Source organism: Mesohalobacter halotolerans, assembly GCF_006120725.1.
Taxonomy (GTDB): domain Bacteria; phylum Bacteroidota; class Bacteroidia; order Flavobacteriales; family Flavobacteriaceae; genus Psychroflexus; species Psychroflexus halotolerans.
The window spans coordinates 457,645-475,150 of sequence record NZ_SWMU01000002.1 but is presented as its reverse complement, the minus strand read 5'-3'; the positions used below and the strand labels follow the sequence as shown (position 1 = coordinate 475,150).

The following is a 17,506-nucleotide window of genomic DNA, read 5'->3' as shown; positions in this document are numbered from 1 at the left end:
TTTTAATTTTAAATAAGTGCTTTTTGAGTCATTTCATCAGGCTGTTTGATGCCCATAAGTTTTAAAATTGTAGGTGCAATATCACCTAAAATTCCAGATTTAATAAATTTTAAATCATTGTCAACCAAAATTAACGGCACTGGATTAGTGGTATGTGCAGTATTTGGAGAACCATCAGGATTTATCATGGTCTCACTGTTGCCATGATCTGCTATAATGATAACTGAATAGTCATTTTTTTGAGCCGTGGTGACCAATTCTTTCATACAGCTATCTACAGTTTCACAGGCCTTAACAGCAGCTTCAAAAACACCGGTGTGACCTACCATGTCTGGGTTAGCAAAATTAACACACATAAAATCTGTACTTTGGTTTTTAATTTCGTTAACCACCTTGTCTTTTAATTCGAAAGCACTCATTTCAGGTTGCAAATCGTAGGTTGCAACTTTAGGTGAATTAACCAAAATACGTTTTTCACCCTTAAAGGTTGTTTCTTGACCACCAGAAAAGAAAAAGGTAACGTGTGGGTATTTTTCAGTTTCAGCTGCTCTTATTTGTGTTTTTCCTTCGTGTGCCAGGACCTCACCTAAAGTATTTTTGATGTTGTCTTTGGTGTATACGACATTTATATTTTTAAAAGTATCATCATAACGGGTCATCGTGTAATATTTAAGGTCTAAGGCCTTCATGTCTTGTTCGGGAAAGTTTTGTTGAGAAAGGGCTATAGTGAGTTGTCGCCCACGATCTGTTCTAAAATTAAAGAATATCACAACATCACCATTTTTAACAGTCGATATAGGTTCTCCATTGTTTGTATTTACAATAGGCTCAATAAACTCATCTGTTGTATTATTGTCGTAACTATTTTGAATGGCCTGCACAACATCTTGAGTCTGTGTACCTTTTCCATGAACAATCAAATCATAGGCTTTTTTTACGCGTTCCCATCGTTTATCCCTGTCCATGGCATAATATCGACCAATTACACTAGCCAATTGTGACTGGTGTTTGTCCAAATAGGCTAATAAATCTTCTATAAAGCCTTTTCCGGACTTAGGATCGACATCTCTACCATCAGTAAATGCATGGACATAGGTTTTGTTTAAGCCATAATCTGAAGCCGCTTTGACTAGACCTTTTAAATGATGAAGGTGTGAATGGACACCACCATCACTGACCAATCCCATTAAGTGAACAGCTTTATTCTGAGATTTTGCATATTCAAAGGCATCTTTAATTGCAGGTTCTTCCTTCAAAGTATCTTTCTCTACAGCCATATTGATTTTTACCAAATCCTGATAAACGATTCGTCCGGCACCAAGATTCATATGTCCAACCTCAGAGTTTCCCATCTGACCATCTGGAAGCCCTACATTCATTCCATCAGTCCTTAATGTTGCGGTAGGATATGTGTTTTGTAAATGGTCAATATATGGAGTATCTGCGGTATCAACAGCAGAAACTTCTTTGTTTGGTGCAATGCCCCAACCATCTAAAATGGCTAAAATTACTTTTTTGTTCATTGTCTAAAATTTGAATTTCAAATTTACAGACTAAATTTTAAAATAGAAGCAAATCTTGGCTTTTATAAGTTTAATTTAAAACTAACATACGAAGAGTTGATAAACATTATTTAAATTCCTAACTTAGCGAACAAACAATCAAACCATGCTTAGAGAAGAAAGACACGAATTATTTAGACAGATTATAACGAACAAATACAGCGTTTACAATAGTTTATTTCTAAATCTACCTCACAAACATTCAACTTATACAGGGATTTATATTCCACTGTTGAGAAAATTGAGTCAGGAAGGTTTTGAAGCTGCAAAATCGCCCGCCGAAATTGTAAAAGAATTTATCCAAAATCATACTGATATCAAAACACAGGATGATGAGTTTGTTTTATTGTTTAGGATAATACAGTATATAGAAAGGCAAGTTGTGTTATTTGACTGTGTCGAGGATGCCGCTTTTTTAGATTTTCAACGTCCTCAAATTGGGAGCTACTTACAACCTGAAAATGATTATTATGAAAGTTTGAAAGAACATTTAAAATCATTTAGTACCCGTTTGGTTTTCACGGCGCACCCTACACAATTTTACCCTAACGAGGTTCAAATTATCATGTATGAACTGCGTCAGGCCATTCAAAAAAATGACATTACAAAAATTGATGTACTACTTAATCAATTAGCCTATACACCATTTGTTAAACGGGAAAAACCAACACCGTTTGACGAAGCCAAAAGCATCATTTATTACATGAGATATGTCTATTACCAAACTATTGGGAAGTTGTATCACGAAATTTTTAAAAATGTAGAAGAGGATCCGGACTTTAACCCCAATCTTATAGAATTAGGGTTTTGGCCAGGTGGCGATCGAGATGGCAACCCGTTTGTAAAGTATGACACTACTCGTAAAGTCTCTCAACTCCTGAGAAACACTATCATGAAGTGTTATTACAATCACATCAAAGATTTGAGAAAAAAATTGACTTTTAAAGGTGTTGTAGAAATTACCGAAAACCTTAAGCAACGCCTATACAAACAAATTTTTCAAGATGAAGTTTGTATCACAGATCAAGAAATATTAGAAGGTTTATATAAAATCAAGAATACGCTTAAGAAAGAGTACAAAAGTTTATTCTTAGACGAAGTCAATGATATTATAGGAAGAGTCCATTTATTTGGCAGTCATTTTGCCACACTTGACGTGAGACAGGATAGTAGCAAACACCTTGAAGCAATGCAGATTATCTTTAGGCAAGCATTTAATAAAGATTACGATAAACTATCTCGTCAAGAAAAAATAAGTTATCTCACAGAAAAGTCTTTAGAGCTCAATGCAGATGATTTTGAAGATGAAACTTTGGTAGATACCATTAGAAATGTCTATCAAATTAAAGATATTCAGGAAGAAAATGGGGAGAGAGCTTTACACCGCTATATTATTTCAAATACAGAAAGTATATTTGACGTGCTTCATGTTTATGCATTATTTAAATATTGTGGGTATCAAGATGAAGATATTAAAATAGATATAGTTCCATTATTTGAAACTATGGTCGGGATGGACAATTCTCAAGATGTGATGAAAGACCTCTATGAGCTTCCTGTTTATAAAAAACATCTCGAAAAGCGCGATAATATTCAAACGATCATGTTAGGTTTTTCTGATGGTACTAAAGATGGTGGTTACCTTAAAGCCAATTGGGAGATTTTACAAACCAAAGAACGCTTAACCAAAGTGACAAAAGATCACAGTAATAAAGTTGTATTCTTTGACGGTAGAGGTGGGCCACCAGCTCGAGGTGGTGGAAAAACCCATCAATTTTATGCTTCTCAAGGTGATGACGTATCCAATGAAAAAATTCAATTGACCATTCAGGGGCAAACTATTACAAGCATTTATGGAACTCATGAACAAGCGAGTTATAATCTTGAGCAACTTTTACTCGCAGGTGCAAAACCGTTTAATAAATCTGTAAAATTAAGTCAACATTACAAAGACTTAATCTCTGAATTGGCGATGAAAAGTTACAAAAAATATACAGCATTAAAAGATGACAAGCTTTTTGTGCCATATTTAGAAAACATGACAACTCTTAAATATTATGGTGCCACAAATATTGGAAGTCGACCTACAAAGAGAAACGGCAAGTCTTCACTTAATTTTTCAGATTTAAGAGCTATACCATTTGTAGGGTCTTGGAGTACTATACGCCAAAATGTACCCGGCTATTACGGTTTGGGAACGGCTCTTGAAAGTTATGCTGATGAACCTGAAGTGATTGAAGATTTGTATAAAAACTCAGCTTTTTTCAGAACACTGATCAACAATAGTATGATGAGTATGAAAAAATCATATTTCCCTTTAACACAGTATATGAAAGATGATAAAGTGTATGGTGAATTTTGGAAAGAACTTAGAGCAGAATATGAACTGTCTAAAAAATGGGCATTAAAACTGACTGGTATAAAAGAATTGATGGATAATGAAAAGACCACACGTCTCTCTATAAGTGCTCGTGAAAATATAATTTTGCCACTTCTATGTATCCAGCAATATGCTTTACAAATGATTCAACAAGACCATCCGGAAAAAGACAAATACGAAAAGCTGGTCATGAGATGTTTGTTTGGTAATATTAATGCCAGTCGTAATTCAGCTTAAAACTAAATAAAAAGCCTTTGGAATTTCCAAAGGCTTTTTTGTTTTACAGAATTCAGGCTAATTCTTATAAAATATCAACTTCAAAAGCTGCTTCAACATCAGTTTCACCACCGGCATTTGTAGGGTCGCCTTCGCTAACACCAGCTGCGTCTTTAATAGGCTCGTGTCTTAAAATGACGGTTAATGTTCCTGAGCTCGCATCGCCTGTTGTTAATGTAAAATCTAAACCTAATGGATTGCCATTGGCGTCTTGGTCGTTGTATTGAACACTGACATTAAAATTTGAAGATGGGACGTAAAATACTTGGTGTTCTTCATCTTCCTCAGCGACCTCAGCAGTAATATCTTCAGCTGGATCTTCAAGTTGGTTTAAAAATTCAACACTACCGGTGTAGGTTGTGTTAGCATCCAGATCGTCTGCGCTGATGATGGGATCTAATGGACCATCACCATCGGCATCAACTTTAGACATGGTTTTGACCGTACCATTGTTATCAACAAGTGTCACAGTCATTGTTGTGATCACTTCTTCTTCATTAATAACTTGAGGTGCGTCATCGTCGCTACAGCTTGTAAATGCAAATGCAAATACAGTTAAAATTGCAAGCAGTTGAAAGGTTTTCATTGTTTTCATAGGTAATTGTTTTAAATTTAAGTTAGACATAAAATTTTGCGGGTTTAAAAATTGAATTGTTTTCATAAGTATTTGTGTTTATTTGTTAGTAATTAAGTTTAAGTTGTAATACAAAGTTTCTTCCGATTTCGTCGGCATAGAAGCGTTGTCTATTGAGATAACTTCTGTAGCTGGTATCAAAAATATTATTGACACTCAAAGCTACCTGAAGTTCTGTAAAACTGAGTTCAAAAGGCATTTCTGCTCTAAAATTCATTAAGTGGTAAGCCTCGGGCGGTTGGCTAATGTCAACTAAGGTTTCTTCAAAATCTCCTGTATCCGGATTCAGAATAGGGGTGGTAAAATTGTCATCAGGGAAACGCATTTGCTCAAACACCATTTGGCTGCTTAAAAGCAAACTCAGATTATGCCATTGTTGAATTTTGTAATTTAAACTGTTTTGCCAATTGACAGGAGGCATACTGATTAAGGGTCTGTTTCTTGATGTATCTTCTCCATTGATATAGGCAAAAGTTGAATTAAAGGAAGCTTCATCTGAAAATTGATAACCCACATTGACATCTACTCCAAATAATCTGGCATTGGTTTGCCTGTATTCAAATACAGGAAAAGCGCCTCTTATCGTTTGCTCTATACCACCTGGTTCCAGTAAAATATAATCGTCAATAAAGTTGTAATAGGCCGAAATGTCAAATTGCCAGCGATTAAACTGACGCTTAACCTGTGTAGAAACTTTGTAAGATTGTTCACTATCTATCCTAAGATCGCCAATTTCGATATTAGCTATACTGTGATGAAGACCATCGCTAAACAACTCTGAAGGGTTTGGTGCTCTAGAAGCCGTCCCAATATTGGTGTTCCATTCCCAAGCCTTAAAATTATATTGAACACCTAAGTTGGCTGAAAAATTATGATAGTCAAAAACGGGATTGGTCAAAAGCTGGGTGCCAAAGTCTTCAACGATAATATCTGCAAAATCATCTTGATAATTTCGCTCATCCCAACGGCTTTGAAAATAAAATTTTTGAGCATCAATATGCGTAAAATCGTAACGAATGCCAGCATTAAAAAATAAATTATCAGAATGATCATAATTGGCTGTCCAAAAGCCTGCGACCTTATACATTTCATAATCAGGTATCAGTCGTCTAACGCCAGTATCAGGATTAGCAAAATTGTCTTGATAGGTCAATTCAATTCCAACTTTAGTTGAAAAATTTTCAAACTTGTCATATTTTAATTTGGTAATCAAATTATGGGTTTGAAGTTCTAAATCTAAAGCCGGTATTCCAGAGCGATCACCTCGTCGAATATCAAATTCTTTTCTTCTGTTATTCTGATAAGCATATTGAACATCAAGTTGCCCAAAGTTGCTAAATTTTTTAAATGTATTAACTTTTAATAATTGATGAACAACGTCTTGCTTTGGTGAATTGATATCGTAAGTAAAATCATTAATAAAACTAGGCTCCTGACTGTTTATAGCTCTAACTAAATCGCTAACGTTCCCGATATGTGAAGCCCTTAAAATGCCAATTTCAGTATCAAATCTTGAATAAAAAACATCAAAACCATATTTAATTTTATTTAACCCCAATCCTATGGCCATGTTTTGTTCTTCCACACCTGTATTAGACAATATATAGTCTGGCGCCTCAAGGTCGCCCAAACGTTTAATACTGCCTTGCGCCTTAAAATACAAACCGCTTTCATAGGCTTTAATTAAATTTGTTGATAGATTACCACCACGTCCATTACTTGCTCCGGTTAGTATGGTTTTACCCATTAAGGTGTCTTTTACAGGTGCTTTTTGTGGTTCAGCAATAATCACGCCGCCAATAGCATCGCCACCATACTCCAGCGCAGAACTGCCTTTAATAACAGTAATATTTGCCGCTGAATTGATGTCGATGTTTGGCGCGTGATCTACACCCCACTGTTGATCTTCCATTCTTACATTATTGTTGATAATTAATACCCTAGAACTATGAAGCCCTTGAATTACCGGTTTTACAATTGTATTTCCTGTATTTAAAGAAGACACACCAGGCAAAGTCGATAGGGCATCGCCAAGAGTAGCATTACTAAATTGGTCAATAGTTTCGTGTGAAATTTGAGCTGAGATGGTAGATTTATCTTCTATATTATACAATTCTCCTTTGATTAAAACTTCATTTAAACTTTGTAAATGATGTTCCAGTGAAAAATTTTTTTCAGTATTGGTTTCAATATTTATTTGTTTTGTCAAGCTTTTACAATTGATGTGAGAAATTGTGACTTCATATTCTCCGGGGCAAATTCCTTCGATGATGAAAAAACCTTTGTTGTTGCTAATGGCATACAATGAGGTATTTTCAAGCTTTACAGAAGCATTTTCTAAAACGGAATTGTCATGTAAATCAATGACATAGCCTTTTAGACTCAAATTGCAATTTTGTGCATGAGTCACTAGAGAAAAAAACAAAAAAGTAGGTAAAATAAAAATTTTAATCATACATATAATTAAATAATCGCATCTAAAAACACAGTCTTATAAACAGAAAGCGTTTTTAATAATTAAAGCAAAATAATTATACGTTTTGAGGAGGTGGTTTGTTGAAATGTTGTCCTTCGAAATAGAGATTGTGATATACAACCTGATGAGTTTTGAATTCAGCTTTTAAATTCCAATTATCGAGAACAAATTGAATTTCAAAATTATCACTTATAGGTAATATCGAAATAGAAGTTTCTTGCTGTTGATGATGAAGTATACAGATTTCACATTGTTTGTCATCATCAGCAAAGTCATTTTCAAAAGCATGAGAAAGCCCATGTAAATCTAAACTGTATGAAGCTACCACAAAGAGTAGTAGTAATGCAATATGTTGTTTTAAATACTTCATTAGCGCGAATATATTGAAATATGCTAAGTTATAAACTGTTTTAATAATTATTTTAAAAAATATTGCTTTGCTGACAAGTGATACCCGTTAAATATTTTTAAACCGTACACTATGATTACGTTACTTTTTAATATCTCAAATTTTGGTTGTACCGCTGTTGAAAAAACAAAAAATAATGGTAAAGCAAATAGTTGACTTCATAGCCGTAATCTGTATTGCTGTTATACTCTATTCTAAAAGGATAAAGCAGTGGATCAAATCTTGAAGGTTGATTGACTCGGTTGTTGTATTCTGCGACTAAGATTTGATTTCTGTTTTCTAGATAATTCTGTGAATAATATCCACGTGGTCTTTGTGTTGCAAGCCAGGAGTTAAATCCAATCTCAAGTATAATGATTTTGTATTCAAGGCTATCATTTGCAATCTCAATTGTATCGTTTTCTTGAGTTTTTTGAGATTTATTGGCTTTAAATTGTTGAGGTTTTTGAGTTGCATTACAGCCTATTATGAGTAAGGCTAAACCAGTTATAATATGTAAAGACTTAAATTTCATACTCTAAAATACACTAAAACAATTATATATAATTGTGTTTTAACTAAAAATAGCTTAAGGTTCAATATCAGTAATGAAGCTATTTTGTAGAGCTTTTGGAAGTTGTCTTTTGTATTTTTCAGCTTCTTCTCGAGTTTCGAAAGTTCCAATAAAAACTTTAAATAAAGATTTTTCCTCAAATTTTTGAGCCTTAATTTTTACAGGTTCTCTAAGATTATACTTTAAGAGTTCAGTAGAGTAATTAATTGCGTTTTCTTTTTCAGAGTAACTAGCCACCTGGATGGTATAATTTCCTTTAAAATCATTAGTTTTAGGCTTAAAGTTTTTTTCGAGTTTAAGCACGCTCAACTTTACTTGCGTAATATCATTAAGGTATAAGTTTATAGAGTCACCTGCACTTTGAGACAAATCAATAATTCTGCCTTTTATAAACGGTCCGCGATCATTTATCCTAACATTAATAGATTCTCTGGTTTTAAGGTTTGTGACTTTAATTACAGATCCAAATGGTAAACTGCGATGGGATGCCACTAAACTATCATGCGAAAACCGTTCACCGCTTTTTGTCAGAAGGCCTTCGTGGGCGAGAGGTCTAATTGAGGCTAGACCTTGTTGTATTTGAGCATTGAGGCTTGTAAAGCAAAAAAATAATAAAAAGACAAACAGTGTTCTGAAATTCATGAGGTTATTGACTTAATTCAATAATTTGTTCGGCAAGCTCAGTTCCGATTCGATCTTGGGCTTGGGTTGTCGCTCCACCGGTATGTGGACTTAATGACAACTTGGGTTGCATTAATAACTTAATTTCTGGCGTTGGTTCGTTTTCAAAAACGTCAATAGCAGCAAACTGAAGTTTTCCACTTTCTAAAGCTTTTACTACAGCTTTTTCATCAATTACACCACCACGAGCTGTATTAATAACAGCTGCACCATCTTTCATTTTTTTGATTTCATTTGCCCCTAGAACGTAATCTTTCTGAGAAGGGACGTGAAATGTGATGACATCAGATTGTGCTAAGAGCTCATCAAAATCAATACTTTTGAGGTTAAAATTTAAATGCTGGCCGTTAAAAAACTCGAGTTTTACATCCACTTCATCTGTAAATTTGTCATGCACGACGACGTTCATTCCCATACCAATAGCGCGTTTTGCAGTCGCTTGACCAATACGACCAATACCCACAATTCCCATGGTTTTGCCTTTGAGCTCAGTACCTTTTGCGTAAGATTTTTTAAGGTCTTTAAATTTTGAGTCGCCTTCCAATGGCATTTGTCGATTGGCTAAATGCAGAAATCGAAAACCACTTAAAGTATGTGCCATCACTAATTCTGCAACAGAATCTGAGGAAGCTGCAGGCGTGTTTATTACTTTTATGCCTTTCGATTTAGCATAATCTACATCAATATTATCTAAACCAACCCCACCACGACCGATGATTTTTAAATAAGGGCAAGCATCTATTAAGTCTTTTCTAACTTTAGTGGCACTTCTGACTAAAATGACATCAATATTGTTATCATTTAAATAACTCGATAGTTGTTCTTGAGCGACTTTGGTTTGTATGACTTCGTGGCCTGCGTTTTCAAGCATTTCTACACCAGCTTGCGAAACGCCATCATTTGCTAATATTTTCATTTTTTATGTTTTTAATTTTTAATTATGCTTTTCGTTCCAATTCATCCATAACTTCAACCAAAGTTCCCACAGACTCTTTTGGTAAAGCGTTATACATAGAAGCGCGATAACCCCCTACACTTCGGTGACCATTTACGCCATTGATTCCTGCTTCTTTACACATTTTATCAAAACGTTCTTTTAATGAATCATCGACTAAATAGAAAGTTGCATTCATGGTAGAACGATCCGGCTTGTTGGCAAATCCTTTAAAGAGTGGATTGATATCAATTTCAGAATAAATTAATTTGGCTTTGTTTTCGTTTTCTTTTTGTATCGCTTCAATTCCTCCCTTTTCTTTTAACCACCTCAGATTAAGTAATGAGGTATAAACCGCAAAAACTGGTGGCGTATTAAACATGCTATCTTTACCAATGTGAATCTTATAATCTAACATTGAAGGAATATCCCGGCTGACCTTGCCTAGAACCTCTTCTTTTACTACAACCAAGGTTGTCCCTGCTGGTCCCATATTTTTTTGTGCTCCCGCATATATTACATCAAAATAGGAAAAATCAATTTGGCGTGAAAAAATATCGCTACTCATATCACAAACTACCGGTGCATCGGTATCTGGAAATTCTTTGATTTGCGTACCAAATATGGTATTATTGCTCGTACAATGAAAGTAGTCTATGTCTTTAGGAATATTGTAATCTTTAGGGATATAGTTGAAATTTTTATCAGAAGAACTGGCAACCACATCAACTTCAGCTAACTTACGCGCTTCTTTAATAGCTTTTGTTGACCAAGAGCCTGTATCAAGATAGGCCGCCTTATTTTCAAGTAAATTGTAAGCGCTCATGATAAACTGGAGACTTGCACCACCTTGTAAAAACAACGCTTGATAGCCTTGACCTTTTAGTCCTAAAAGCTCAATGGCTAAATCCCTAGCTTCATTCATAATATCTACAAATGCTGGACTTCTATGAGAAATTTCTAGAATGGACAATCCTGAATTGTCCAAGTCCATTACAGCTTCAGAAGCTTTTAAAAAGACTTCTTTTGGTAAAATACAAGGTCCTGCACTAAAATTGTGTTTTTTCATAATGTTATGTTGTTGTAAAGTTTTGTAAAAATTGAATGGTATCTACACCGTCAGCATAATCAGTTAAATTAGGGTGTTGAGCTTGACCAAAATCAAATTTACATAATGAATGCTGACCAATGATACATTGAATCTCTTCTCGATGTTCTTCTAAAGATGCTTTTAGAGAATCTTCACTATCGTAAATTTCATAATTAACAACACCTATTGGGGTAGAAAATTGTGTATCTTCTTTTAAGATTAAAAAATCGTTGTCTAAAAAACTTATTTCACTCATCAAATAAACCGCTTTATTGTAGTCGTAATTATTTGCGTATTTGTTGTGGTAAATATAGGATTTGAATTTTGAAATGCCTTTAAAAAATTCATCAAAATCAAAGTTTTGAGGAATAAATAATTTCGATACATTCCTGCACCCTAAACCAAAAAATCTAAAAATATCTTCACCTAATTTTTCAAAATCCTCAAGGTTTTCTTTACCTGTGACTATTGCCACCCCATTTCTATTTTTTCTGATAATATGGGGCTTATTTCTAAAATAATATTCAAAATAGCGCGCTGTGTTATTGCTGCCAGTTGCAATGACTGCGTCATAACCTTTTAGCTGATTGTCTTCAAACTTAATGTAAGATTTGAAACCTGGTTGAATTTTGATTAATTCTTCGGCCAAATAGGGCAGAAGTCGTTTATCGTTTGAGGAAAGTTTAGCAATGATATGATGTCCCGAGATTAAAATCGCGAGAAAATCATGAAAACCGACAAGTGGAATGTTACCCGCCATGACTACACCAATATTTAGAGCAGTATTATTGACTTCTAAATTATATTTTGACAACCATTTATGTAGGTGAGGTTCTTTAAGTGATTCTGCCCATTGAGCTAAGGCATAACAAATATTTTCTTCGGTAAACCACGAGTTTTCGGCCTGAGCAATTTGCAATATTTCTTCAAATTTTGAATTTTGTTTTGAAGATATTAAGAGTTGTTGATCAATTAAATTACTGATATGCTGACCAAGGTCAATAAATGCTGCTTTTCGCTGTTCAAAAGTGAGCATAAACTTGTGGAATTTTGCTTTTATGTTTAATTTTGAACAAACTTACGATAAAAGACAAACATGGCGATTAAGATAACCGATGAATGTATAAATTGTGGGGCTTGCGAACCCGAATGCCCAAATACAGCGATTTATGAAGGTGCAGACGATTGGCGTTACTCTGACGGCACCGACCTTGAAGGAAATATAGTTTTACCTAATGGAAAAGAAGCCAATGCCGAGGAAGTGCAGGAACCGGTAAGTGATGAATTTTATTACATCGTCACCGATAAATGTACTGAATGTATGGGTTTTCACGAAGAGCCCCAATGTGCTGCAGTTTGTCCTGTAGACTGTTGTGTACCAGATGAAGATCATGAAGAAACCGAAGAGGAGTTACTAGGCAAACAATCTTTTATGCATAAGGAATAAATCCTAATTTTCAAACTATTATTTTATAGTATTTTTTCAATTCACGAATCTGGTTTTATTACAAATCAGGGTGGTTATGATATTTGCTAAAACACCATCACTAAATGCTTCTAATCTTCCTGTTTTCATCATTAATCTTCTAAATGACCAAATTTACCTTCATTAAAGTCATTAAATGCTTCTCTGAGCCCTTCTCTGGTGTTCATCACAAATGGACCTTGTGCAGCAATGGGTTCATCTATGGGCTCACCACTCAATACCAATACAGTAGCATCATCGGTCGCTTCAATTTCAAATGATTCACCATCGTTAGCCATTAATGCGAGATGGTCTGTCGGTGTGTTCTCCTTACCATTTATAACTACATTGCCTTCAATAATAAGAAGTGCAGTATTGTAATGTGCTGGAAATTCAAAATCTACTTTTCCGCCTGAATTCAATTTGGCATTTAACGTATTAATAGGTGTAAAGGTTGAAGCCACACCTTTTGTATTTTTGTATCGACCCGCAATCACTTCAACTTCACCAGCATTGTTATCTAACTGATGGCGGTTTATGTTTTTGTTTGTAATGCCTTGATATTTTGGTGCACTCATTTTGTGTTTTTTAGGCAGGTTGACCCACAGTTGCACCATTTGAAAATCACCACCTGTTTTACTCCATTTTTCTTCGTGATATTCTTTGTGTAAAACACCACGAGCAGCTGTCATCCATTGAACATCTCCTTCTTCGATAACACCGCCACCGCCACTACTGTCATGGTGAGCAACTTTACCTTTGTAAGCTATTGTAACAGTTTCAAATCCACGATGTGGATGCACACCAACACCTTTGGCTTTATCTGATGGTGGAAATTTATAGGTTGAATTATAATCTAACATGATAAATGGATTCATCCGTTGCATATCCATTCGGTATCCACTTGGAATAAAATTGTGTACTCTAAAGCCATCTCCCACAAAATGGGGTGCTCTAGGACTTGCTACTAATTCTACAGTTTTTGTTTTCATCGTTTAAGTTTTTACTTTTCACAAAAATAACGACAATACCTCTTCTATCTATTGATGTATGATAAGAAGCTAATTGTTGTTTTGTGAGATTTCTTTTCGAACTCGACTTAAACTTTCTGGTGTAATTCCCAAATATGAGGCAATCATGCTTTGTGGAACTCTTAAGAGTATATCAGGATACATGGCGATAAACTGAAGATATCTATCCTTAGCAGTTGCACTTAATAATAAGTGGATTCTGTTTTGTAAATGCCGGATGTGGTTGTGAAGCAGTCTGTTATTAAAGTCTGTAAAATTTGGAATTTCTTTTGATAAACGTTGAACAAAACCTTCATCTATCATGACAGCTTGACTATCTTCTAAAGCTTGAATATAATAAGCAGACGGCTGATTAAAATATGAGCTTTATCTATCGGTTAAAAACCAATTTTCAGAAGCAAAAGTAAGAATATGTTCTTTGCCTTTTTTGTCAAGTGAAAACATTCTTAAAAGTCCTTGTTCTACAAAAAAAGTTTGTTTACAATGTTCGTTCTCACGTAAAAGAAATTGATCTTTACTGATTGTCTTTGTCTTGCAATTCTTGATTATAGATGAACTTTCCTGCTGAGTAATATTCAGATTTGAACATAAATATGTTTCAAAGTTTGTGCTTTTCATAAATAGTTTGGATTATACACCAACTGTGACAATCAAATATACAAAAACAGCAACTTAAGTTGTCTTTATTTTTAATTATTGATATTTAAGCCACTTTCAATCCATTCCAAAAATATATTTGCATCGGGTTCGTAGCCTATAGGTTGATTCAATAAATTCAAATCACTATCCATTAAAACATAATAGGGTTGCGAATTGTTCCTAAAATTTACGGTTTGAAACGTCGCCCATTTATCGCCAATCGTCTTGATTGGTTTGATGCTGCCATTAGGCTTTTCAAAATTAAATTGTTTCTCTTTCGGCAATTCTGTTCTTTTATCAACGTATAGTGAAATTAAAATCACTTCATTTTGTAAAACTTCTAAGACTTGCGGTTCGCTCCAAACCTGTTCTTCCATTTTACGACAATTGACACAGGCCATTCCTGTAAAGTCTATCAACATAGGTTTTCCAGAAGCTTGAGCAGCTTCAAGTCCTTTGTCAAAATCTTTATAAGCTTTTAAGCCTAAAGGTCCAGAACTATCCTTATCGTAAAGACTGTAATTTAATGGTGGTGGAAATCCGCTGAGAAGTTTTAAGTTAGCATAAGTGGACTGTGTTAAACCTGGTAAAAGATAGACGACAAAAGCGAGAATCAATAGTGAAATAAACACCCTGCCTTTACTCAATTTAATGTTTTTGGCATCGTGTGGAAACTTGATTTTGCCCAATAGATAGAACACAAGTGCCAAGCCAATAACAATCCAAATGCCAATAAACACCTCGCGTTTGAGTAGTCCCCAATTCTCCACGAGATCGGCGTTGGATAAGAATTTGAAAGCTAAGCCGACTTCTAAAAAACCGAGAACGACTTTAACTGTATTCAGCCAACCGCCGCTTTGTGGCATAGCTTTAAGCCAATTAGGGAATAATGCAAATAGCGCAAACGGCAAGGCAAGCGCAAGACCAAATCCGCCCATGCCAAAACTTAACTGAATCGCACCACCATCAGCAGTCAATGAGCCACCGAGTAGCGAACCAAGAATTGGTCCGGTGCAAGAAAAAGACACAATAGCCAAAGTTAATGCCATAAAAAATATACCAACAACACCGCCCAAACTCATGGCTTTTTGGTCCATGCGATTGCTCCAAGATTGCGGTAAGGTGATTTCGTAATATCCAAAAAACGAAAAGGCAAAAACAATAAATATGACAAAGAAGATAATATTTAAAGTTGTATTGGTTGAAATGTTATTTAAAATTTCTGGGTTGACGCTATCTAACAAATGAAATGGTAAACTTAATAACACATAAATTCCAAAAATAAATATCCCGTAAAGTATGGCATTAATTTTACCCATTTTGGGTGTTCTGGCTCCCTTGGTAAAAAACGAAACCGTAAGCGGAATCATAGGAAACACACAAGGCGTTAACAAAGCCAAAAGTCCACCAATAAACCCAAGAAAAAATAATGTTGTATAGGATTGTTCATCGTTAGTTGAACTGATCAATTCCGGATTTTGTAATTCTAATTTTAAGGAATTCGTCAAGTTGACATCTGTTTCATCAACTTTCAAATTCTGATCTAAATTTTGAAATGACCCATCAGGATTTACTTTTAATCTAAACGTATGTATTTCTGGTGGCAAACAGCGTTCATCATCACAGACAGAATAGGTGACATTGACTTCAATAGGTTGGTCAAATGATTTAATTTTGATTTTCTGTGTAAATGCAACTTTGTCTTCAAAGTATTTTAAATCGGTTTCAAAAGTTTCATCATAGGCTTCTATACCTTCTGGCTCGTAGGTGTCGCCAACGAGATTATAGTGGTTTTGATTTTTAAATGTAAAATCAGTTGGGATAGGCCCAATGACATCTTCACCTAATTCTATCATTGAAGGTAAATGCCAGCCGTCTTCTAATTCAGCGATAAAGGCTAAGGTAAATAAGCTATCGGTCTTAGTGACATTAGCTTTCCACTCAATGGGTTCTAAAATTTCATTTTGTGAACCAAAGTTGATTTGGGCTTCGACCTCAAAGTTTAAAAAACTCAGGCTAAATAATAAAAAGCTTATTTGAAATAGGTAATTTTTAAACATGTTGTAGTATTATCAGTAGTTTTATAGCGATTGTCAATTCTTTGGTTAACAACCCAAATGATGTTATGGTTATGGCATAGCACCCAAATTTTTGACTTGTCTTTTGTGCTTAATTTTTCATCTTTAAGAAAGTCGCTTAATTTGCGTCTACCTTGCATACCTAAGGGACAAAAATAGTCACCTCTTTCGTAAGGACGAAGCAGAAGTGAAGATTTAAGCAAATCTTTAGAAATAAAAGCAATATTTGGTGTTGCTTTATCAAAATTTTTAACGGTTTCAAAGCTTAATTTACCTTCTGCAAATGATACGGTTTTAGGCAGTTTATCTAAATTAATGGTGATGGGTTTTTTCTCGTCATTTTTTAAAACAAAAAGTTCTAAAAAACCCCTTTCTTTGACGAGTTTATGGGTCGAAGACGTCACATATTTTCCAACCTGTGCTGTGACTAAGCCATAAACGCTATCCCAATCTGTAAATCCAAAATCTTTGAGCAATTCAATCAATATATTTTTGGGATGGGGAAAGGTTTTTAAAGTTTTGATGTCAAATCGATAGGTCTCTTCAGTGGCTTTTACCATTTGTTTAAACACCATGTTGATATAATCGTCTAACAAGTCTTTTTGCCGATTGATGTTATTCTGAGTGGTTTTAAATCGGGCATGTAAATCATCCTGACGTTTATCAAAAAAAGGAATAAGGTGATGCCGGATGACATTGCGAAGATAGTGGTCAGAGGCATTGCTTTGGTCTTCACGCCACTGTATGCTTAGCTGATTGGCATAAGTCAAAATTTCATCTCGGGTAAATTTTAACAAAGGTCTTATAATGGAATCACGTTTTTGAGAAATTCCGGTTAAACCTCTAATTCCCGTGCCACGAAAGGAGTTGACGAGGTAAGTTTCTAAATCATCATCCGCGTGATGAGCAGTCATGACGGCGTCGTAATTTTCTTTGTCTAAACAATCTTTAAACCATTGGTATCTGATTTGTCGAGCCGCTTCTTGGGTAGAAAGTTGATGTTTATTGGCATAAACTTTAGCATTTTTTTCTAAAACAAAAACAGGGCAGTTGAGTCTGTGGGCTAAATCTTCTAAAAATCGTTGATCTTCGTCACTGTCTTGACCGCGCAGCTTAAAATTGACATGACAAATCCCAAATTTCATACCTAAAACATTACACAAATGAATCAAAACCGTCGAGTCTAAACCACCACTTGCCGCAATTAAAAACCTTTTGTTTTCTGCTCCAGGAACAAGGTATTGAATTTGTTTTTGAAAATGGTCTTGCATGTATTCAAATGTAGGTGTTCGCTTAAA

16 protein-coding genes are annotated in these 17,506 nt (G+C 34.9%); 2 read left to right on the top strand and 14 right to left on the bottom strand.

Features of this window, described 5'->3' with window-relative positions; translation table 11 throughout:
* Positions 1-8 precede the first annotated feature (8 nt).
* A complete protein-coding gene (gene gpmI / locus FCN74_RS06740) occupies positions 9-1,523 on the bottom strand; it encodes a 2,3-bisphosphoglycerate-independent phosphoglycerate mutase (protein ID WP_138931823.1) in 1,515 nt (504 codons plus the stop codon).
* 145 nt (positions 1,524-1,668) lie between these two features.
* Between gpmI and FCN74_RS06735 the strand changes: the two genes are divergently transcribed.
* On the top strand, positions 1,669-4,179 hold the full coding sequence (locus FCN74_RS06735; protein ID WP_138931822.1) for a phosphoenolpyruvate carboxylase: 2,511 nt from the start codon (positions 1,669-1,671) through the stop codon (positions 4,177-4,179).
* A gap of 64 nt (positions 4,180-4,243) precedes the next feature.
* Here FCN74_RS06735 and FCN74_RS06730 read toward each other — a convergent pair whose 3' ends face one another.
* From FCN74_RS06730 to FCN74_RS06695, 8 genes are all read right to left on the bottom strand, one after another.
* Positions 4,244-4,813: a type 1 periplasmic binding fold superfamily protein gene (locus tag FCN74_RS06730; RefSeq protein ID WP_138931821.1), complete on the bottom strand. Its 570-nt coding sequence runs from the start codon at positions 4,811-4,813 to the stop codon at positions 4,244-4,246.
* Positions 4,814-4,898: 85 nt separating this feature from the next.
* Positions 4,899-7,307 carry a TonB-dependent receptor gene (locus FCN74_RS06725; RefSeq protein ID WP_138931820.1) on the bottom strand — a complete coding sequence of 803 codons (2,409 nt, stop codon included), beginning with the start codon at positions 7,305-7,307 and terminating at the stop codon, positions 4,899-4,901.
* 76 nt (positions 7,308-7,383) lie between these two features.
* Positions 7,384-7,698: a hypothetical protein gene (locus FCN74_RS06720; protein ID WP_138931819.1), complete on the bottom strand. Its 315-nt coding sequence runs from the start codon at positions 7,696-7,698 to the stop codon at positions 7,384-7,386.
* Between the two features lie 127 nt (positions 7,699-7,825).
* A complete protein-coding gene (locus FCN74_RS06715; protein ID WP_138931818.1) occupies positions 7,826-8,251 on the bottom strand; it encodes a DUF6146 family protein in 426 nt (141 codons plus the stop codon).
* A gap of 54 nt (positions 8,252-8,305) precedes the next feature.
* Positions 8,306-8,932, bottom strand: a complete 627-nt coding sequence (locus FCN74_RS06710; protein WP_138931817.1) for a septal ring lytic transglycosylase RlpA family protein — start codon at positions 8,930-8,932, stop codon at positions 8,306-8,308.
* A gap of 4 nt (positions 8,933-8,936) precedes the next feature.
* Complete coding sequence (locus FCN74_RS06705) at positions 8,937-9,887, bottom strand: D-2-hydroxyacid dehydrogenase (RefSeq protein WP_138931816.1); 951 nt, start codon at positions 9,885-9,887, stop codon at positions 8,937-8,939.
* A 22-nt stretch (positions 9,888-9,909) separates the two neighbouring features.
* The gene (gene serC, locus FCN74_RS06700; protein WP_138931815.1) at positions 9,910-10,974 is read right to left on the bottom strand and encodes a 3-phosphoserine/phosphohydroxythreonine transaminase; all 1,065 of its coding nucleotides are present in this window, start codon (positions 10,972-10,974) and stop codon (positions 9,910-9,912) included.
* Between the two features lie 4 nt (positions 10,975-10,978).
* Complete coding sequence (locus tag FCN74_RS06695; RefSeq protein ID WP_138931814.1) at positions 10,979-12,031, bottom strand: acyl-CoA reductase; 1,053 nt, start codon at positions 12,029-12,031, stop codon at positions 10,979-10,981.
* 60 nt (positions 12,032-12,091) lie between these two features.
* On the opposite strand from FCN74_RS06695, the gene FCN74_RS06690 reads away from it, so the two are divergent.
* A complete protein-coding gene (locus FCN74_RS06690; protein ID WP_138931813.1) occupies positions 12,092-12,442 on the top strand; it encodes a 4Fe-4S dicluster domain-containing protein in 351 nt (116 codons plus the stop codon).
* A 131-nt stretch (positions 12,443-12,573) separates the two neighbouring features.
* Here the strand turns inward: FCN74_RS06690 and FCN74_RS06685 are convergent, their stop codons facing one another.
* The 5 genes from FCN74_RS06685 to tilS all read right to left on the bottom strand — a co-directional run bounded on the left by FCN74_RS06685 (position 12,574) and on the right by tilS (position 17,479).
* A complete protein-coding gene (locus tag FCN74_RS06685) occupies positions 12,574-13,452 on the bottom strand; it encodes a pirin family protein (RefSeq protein WP_138931812.1) in 879 nt (292 codons plus the stop codon).
* A 69-nt stretch (positions 13,453-13,521) separates the two neighbouring features.
* Positions 13,522-13,794, bottom strand: a complete 273-nt coding sequence (locus FCN74_RS12215) for a Crp/Fnr family transcriptional regulator (protein ID WP_246062578.1) — start codon at positions 13,792-13,794, stop codon at positions 13,522-13,524.
* Between the two features lie 63 nt (positions 13,795-13,857).
* On the bottom strand, positions 13,858-14,109 hold the full coding sequence (locus tag FCN74_RS12210; RefSeq protein WP_246062577.1) for a Crp/Fnr family transcriptional regulator: 252 nt from the start codon (positions 14,107-14,109) through the stop codon (positions 13,858-13,860).
* 71 nt (positions 14,110-14,180) lie between these two features.
* Positions 14,181-16,190, bottom strand: a complete 2,010-nt coding sequence (locus tag FCN74_RS06675) for a protein-disulfide reductase DsbD family protein (protein WP_138931811.1) — start codon at positions 16,188-16,190, stop codon at positions 14,181-14,183.
* The gene (gene tilS, locus FCN74_RS06670; protein ID WP_138931810.1) at positions 16,163-17,479 is read right to left on the bottom strand and encodes a tRNA lysidine(34) synthetase TilS; all 1,317 of its coding nucleotides are present in this window, start codon (positions 17,477-17,479) and stop codon (positions 16,163-16,165) included. The genes FCN74_RS06675 and tilS overlap by 28 nt, the downstream gene beginning before the upstream one ends.
* Positions 17,480-17,506: the final 27 nt, after the last annotated feature.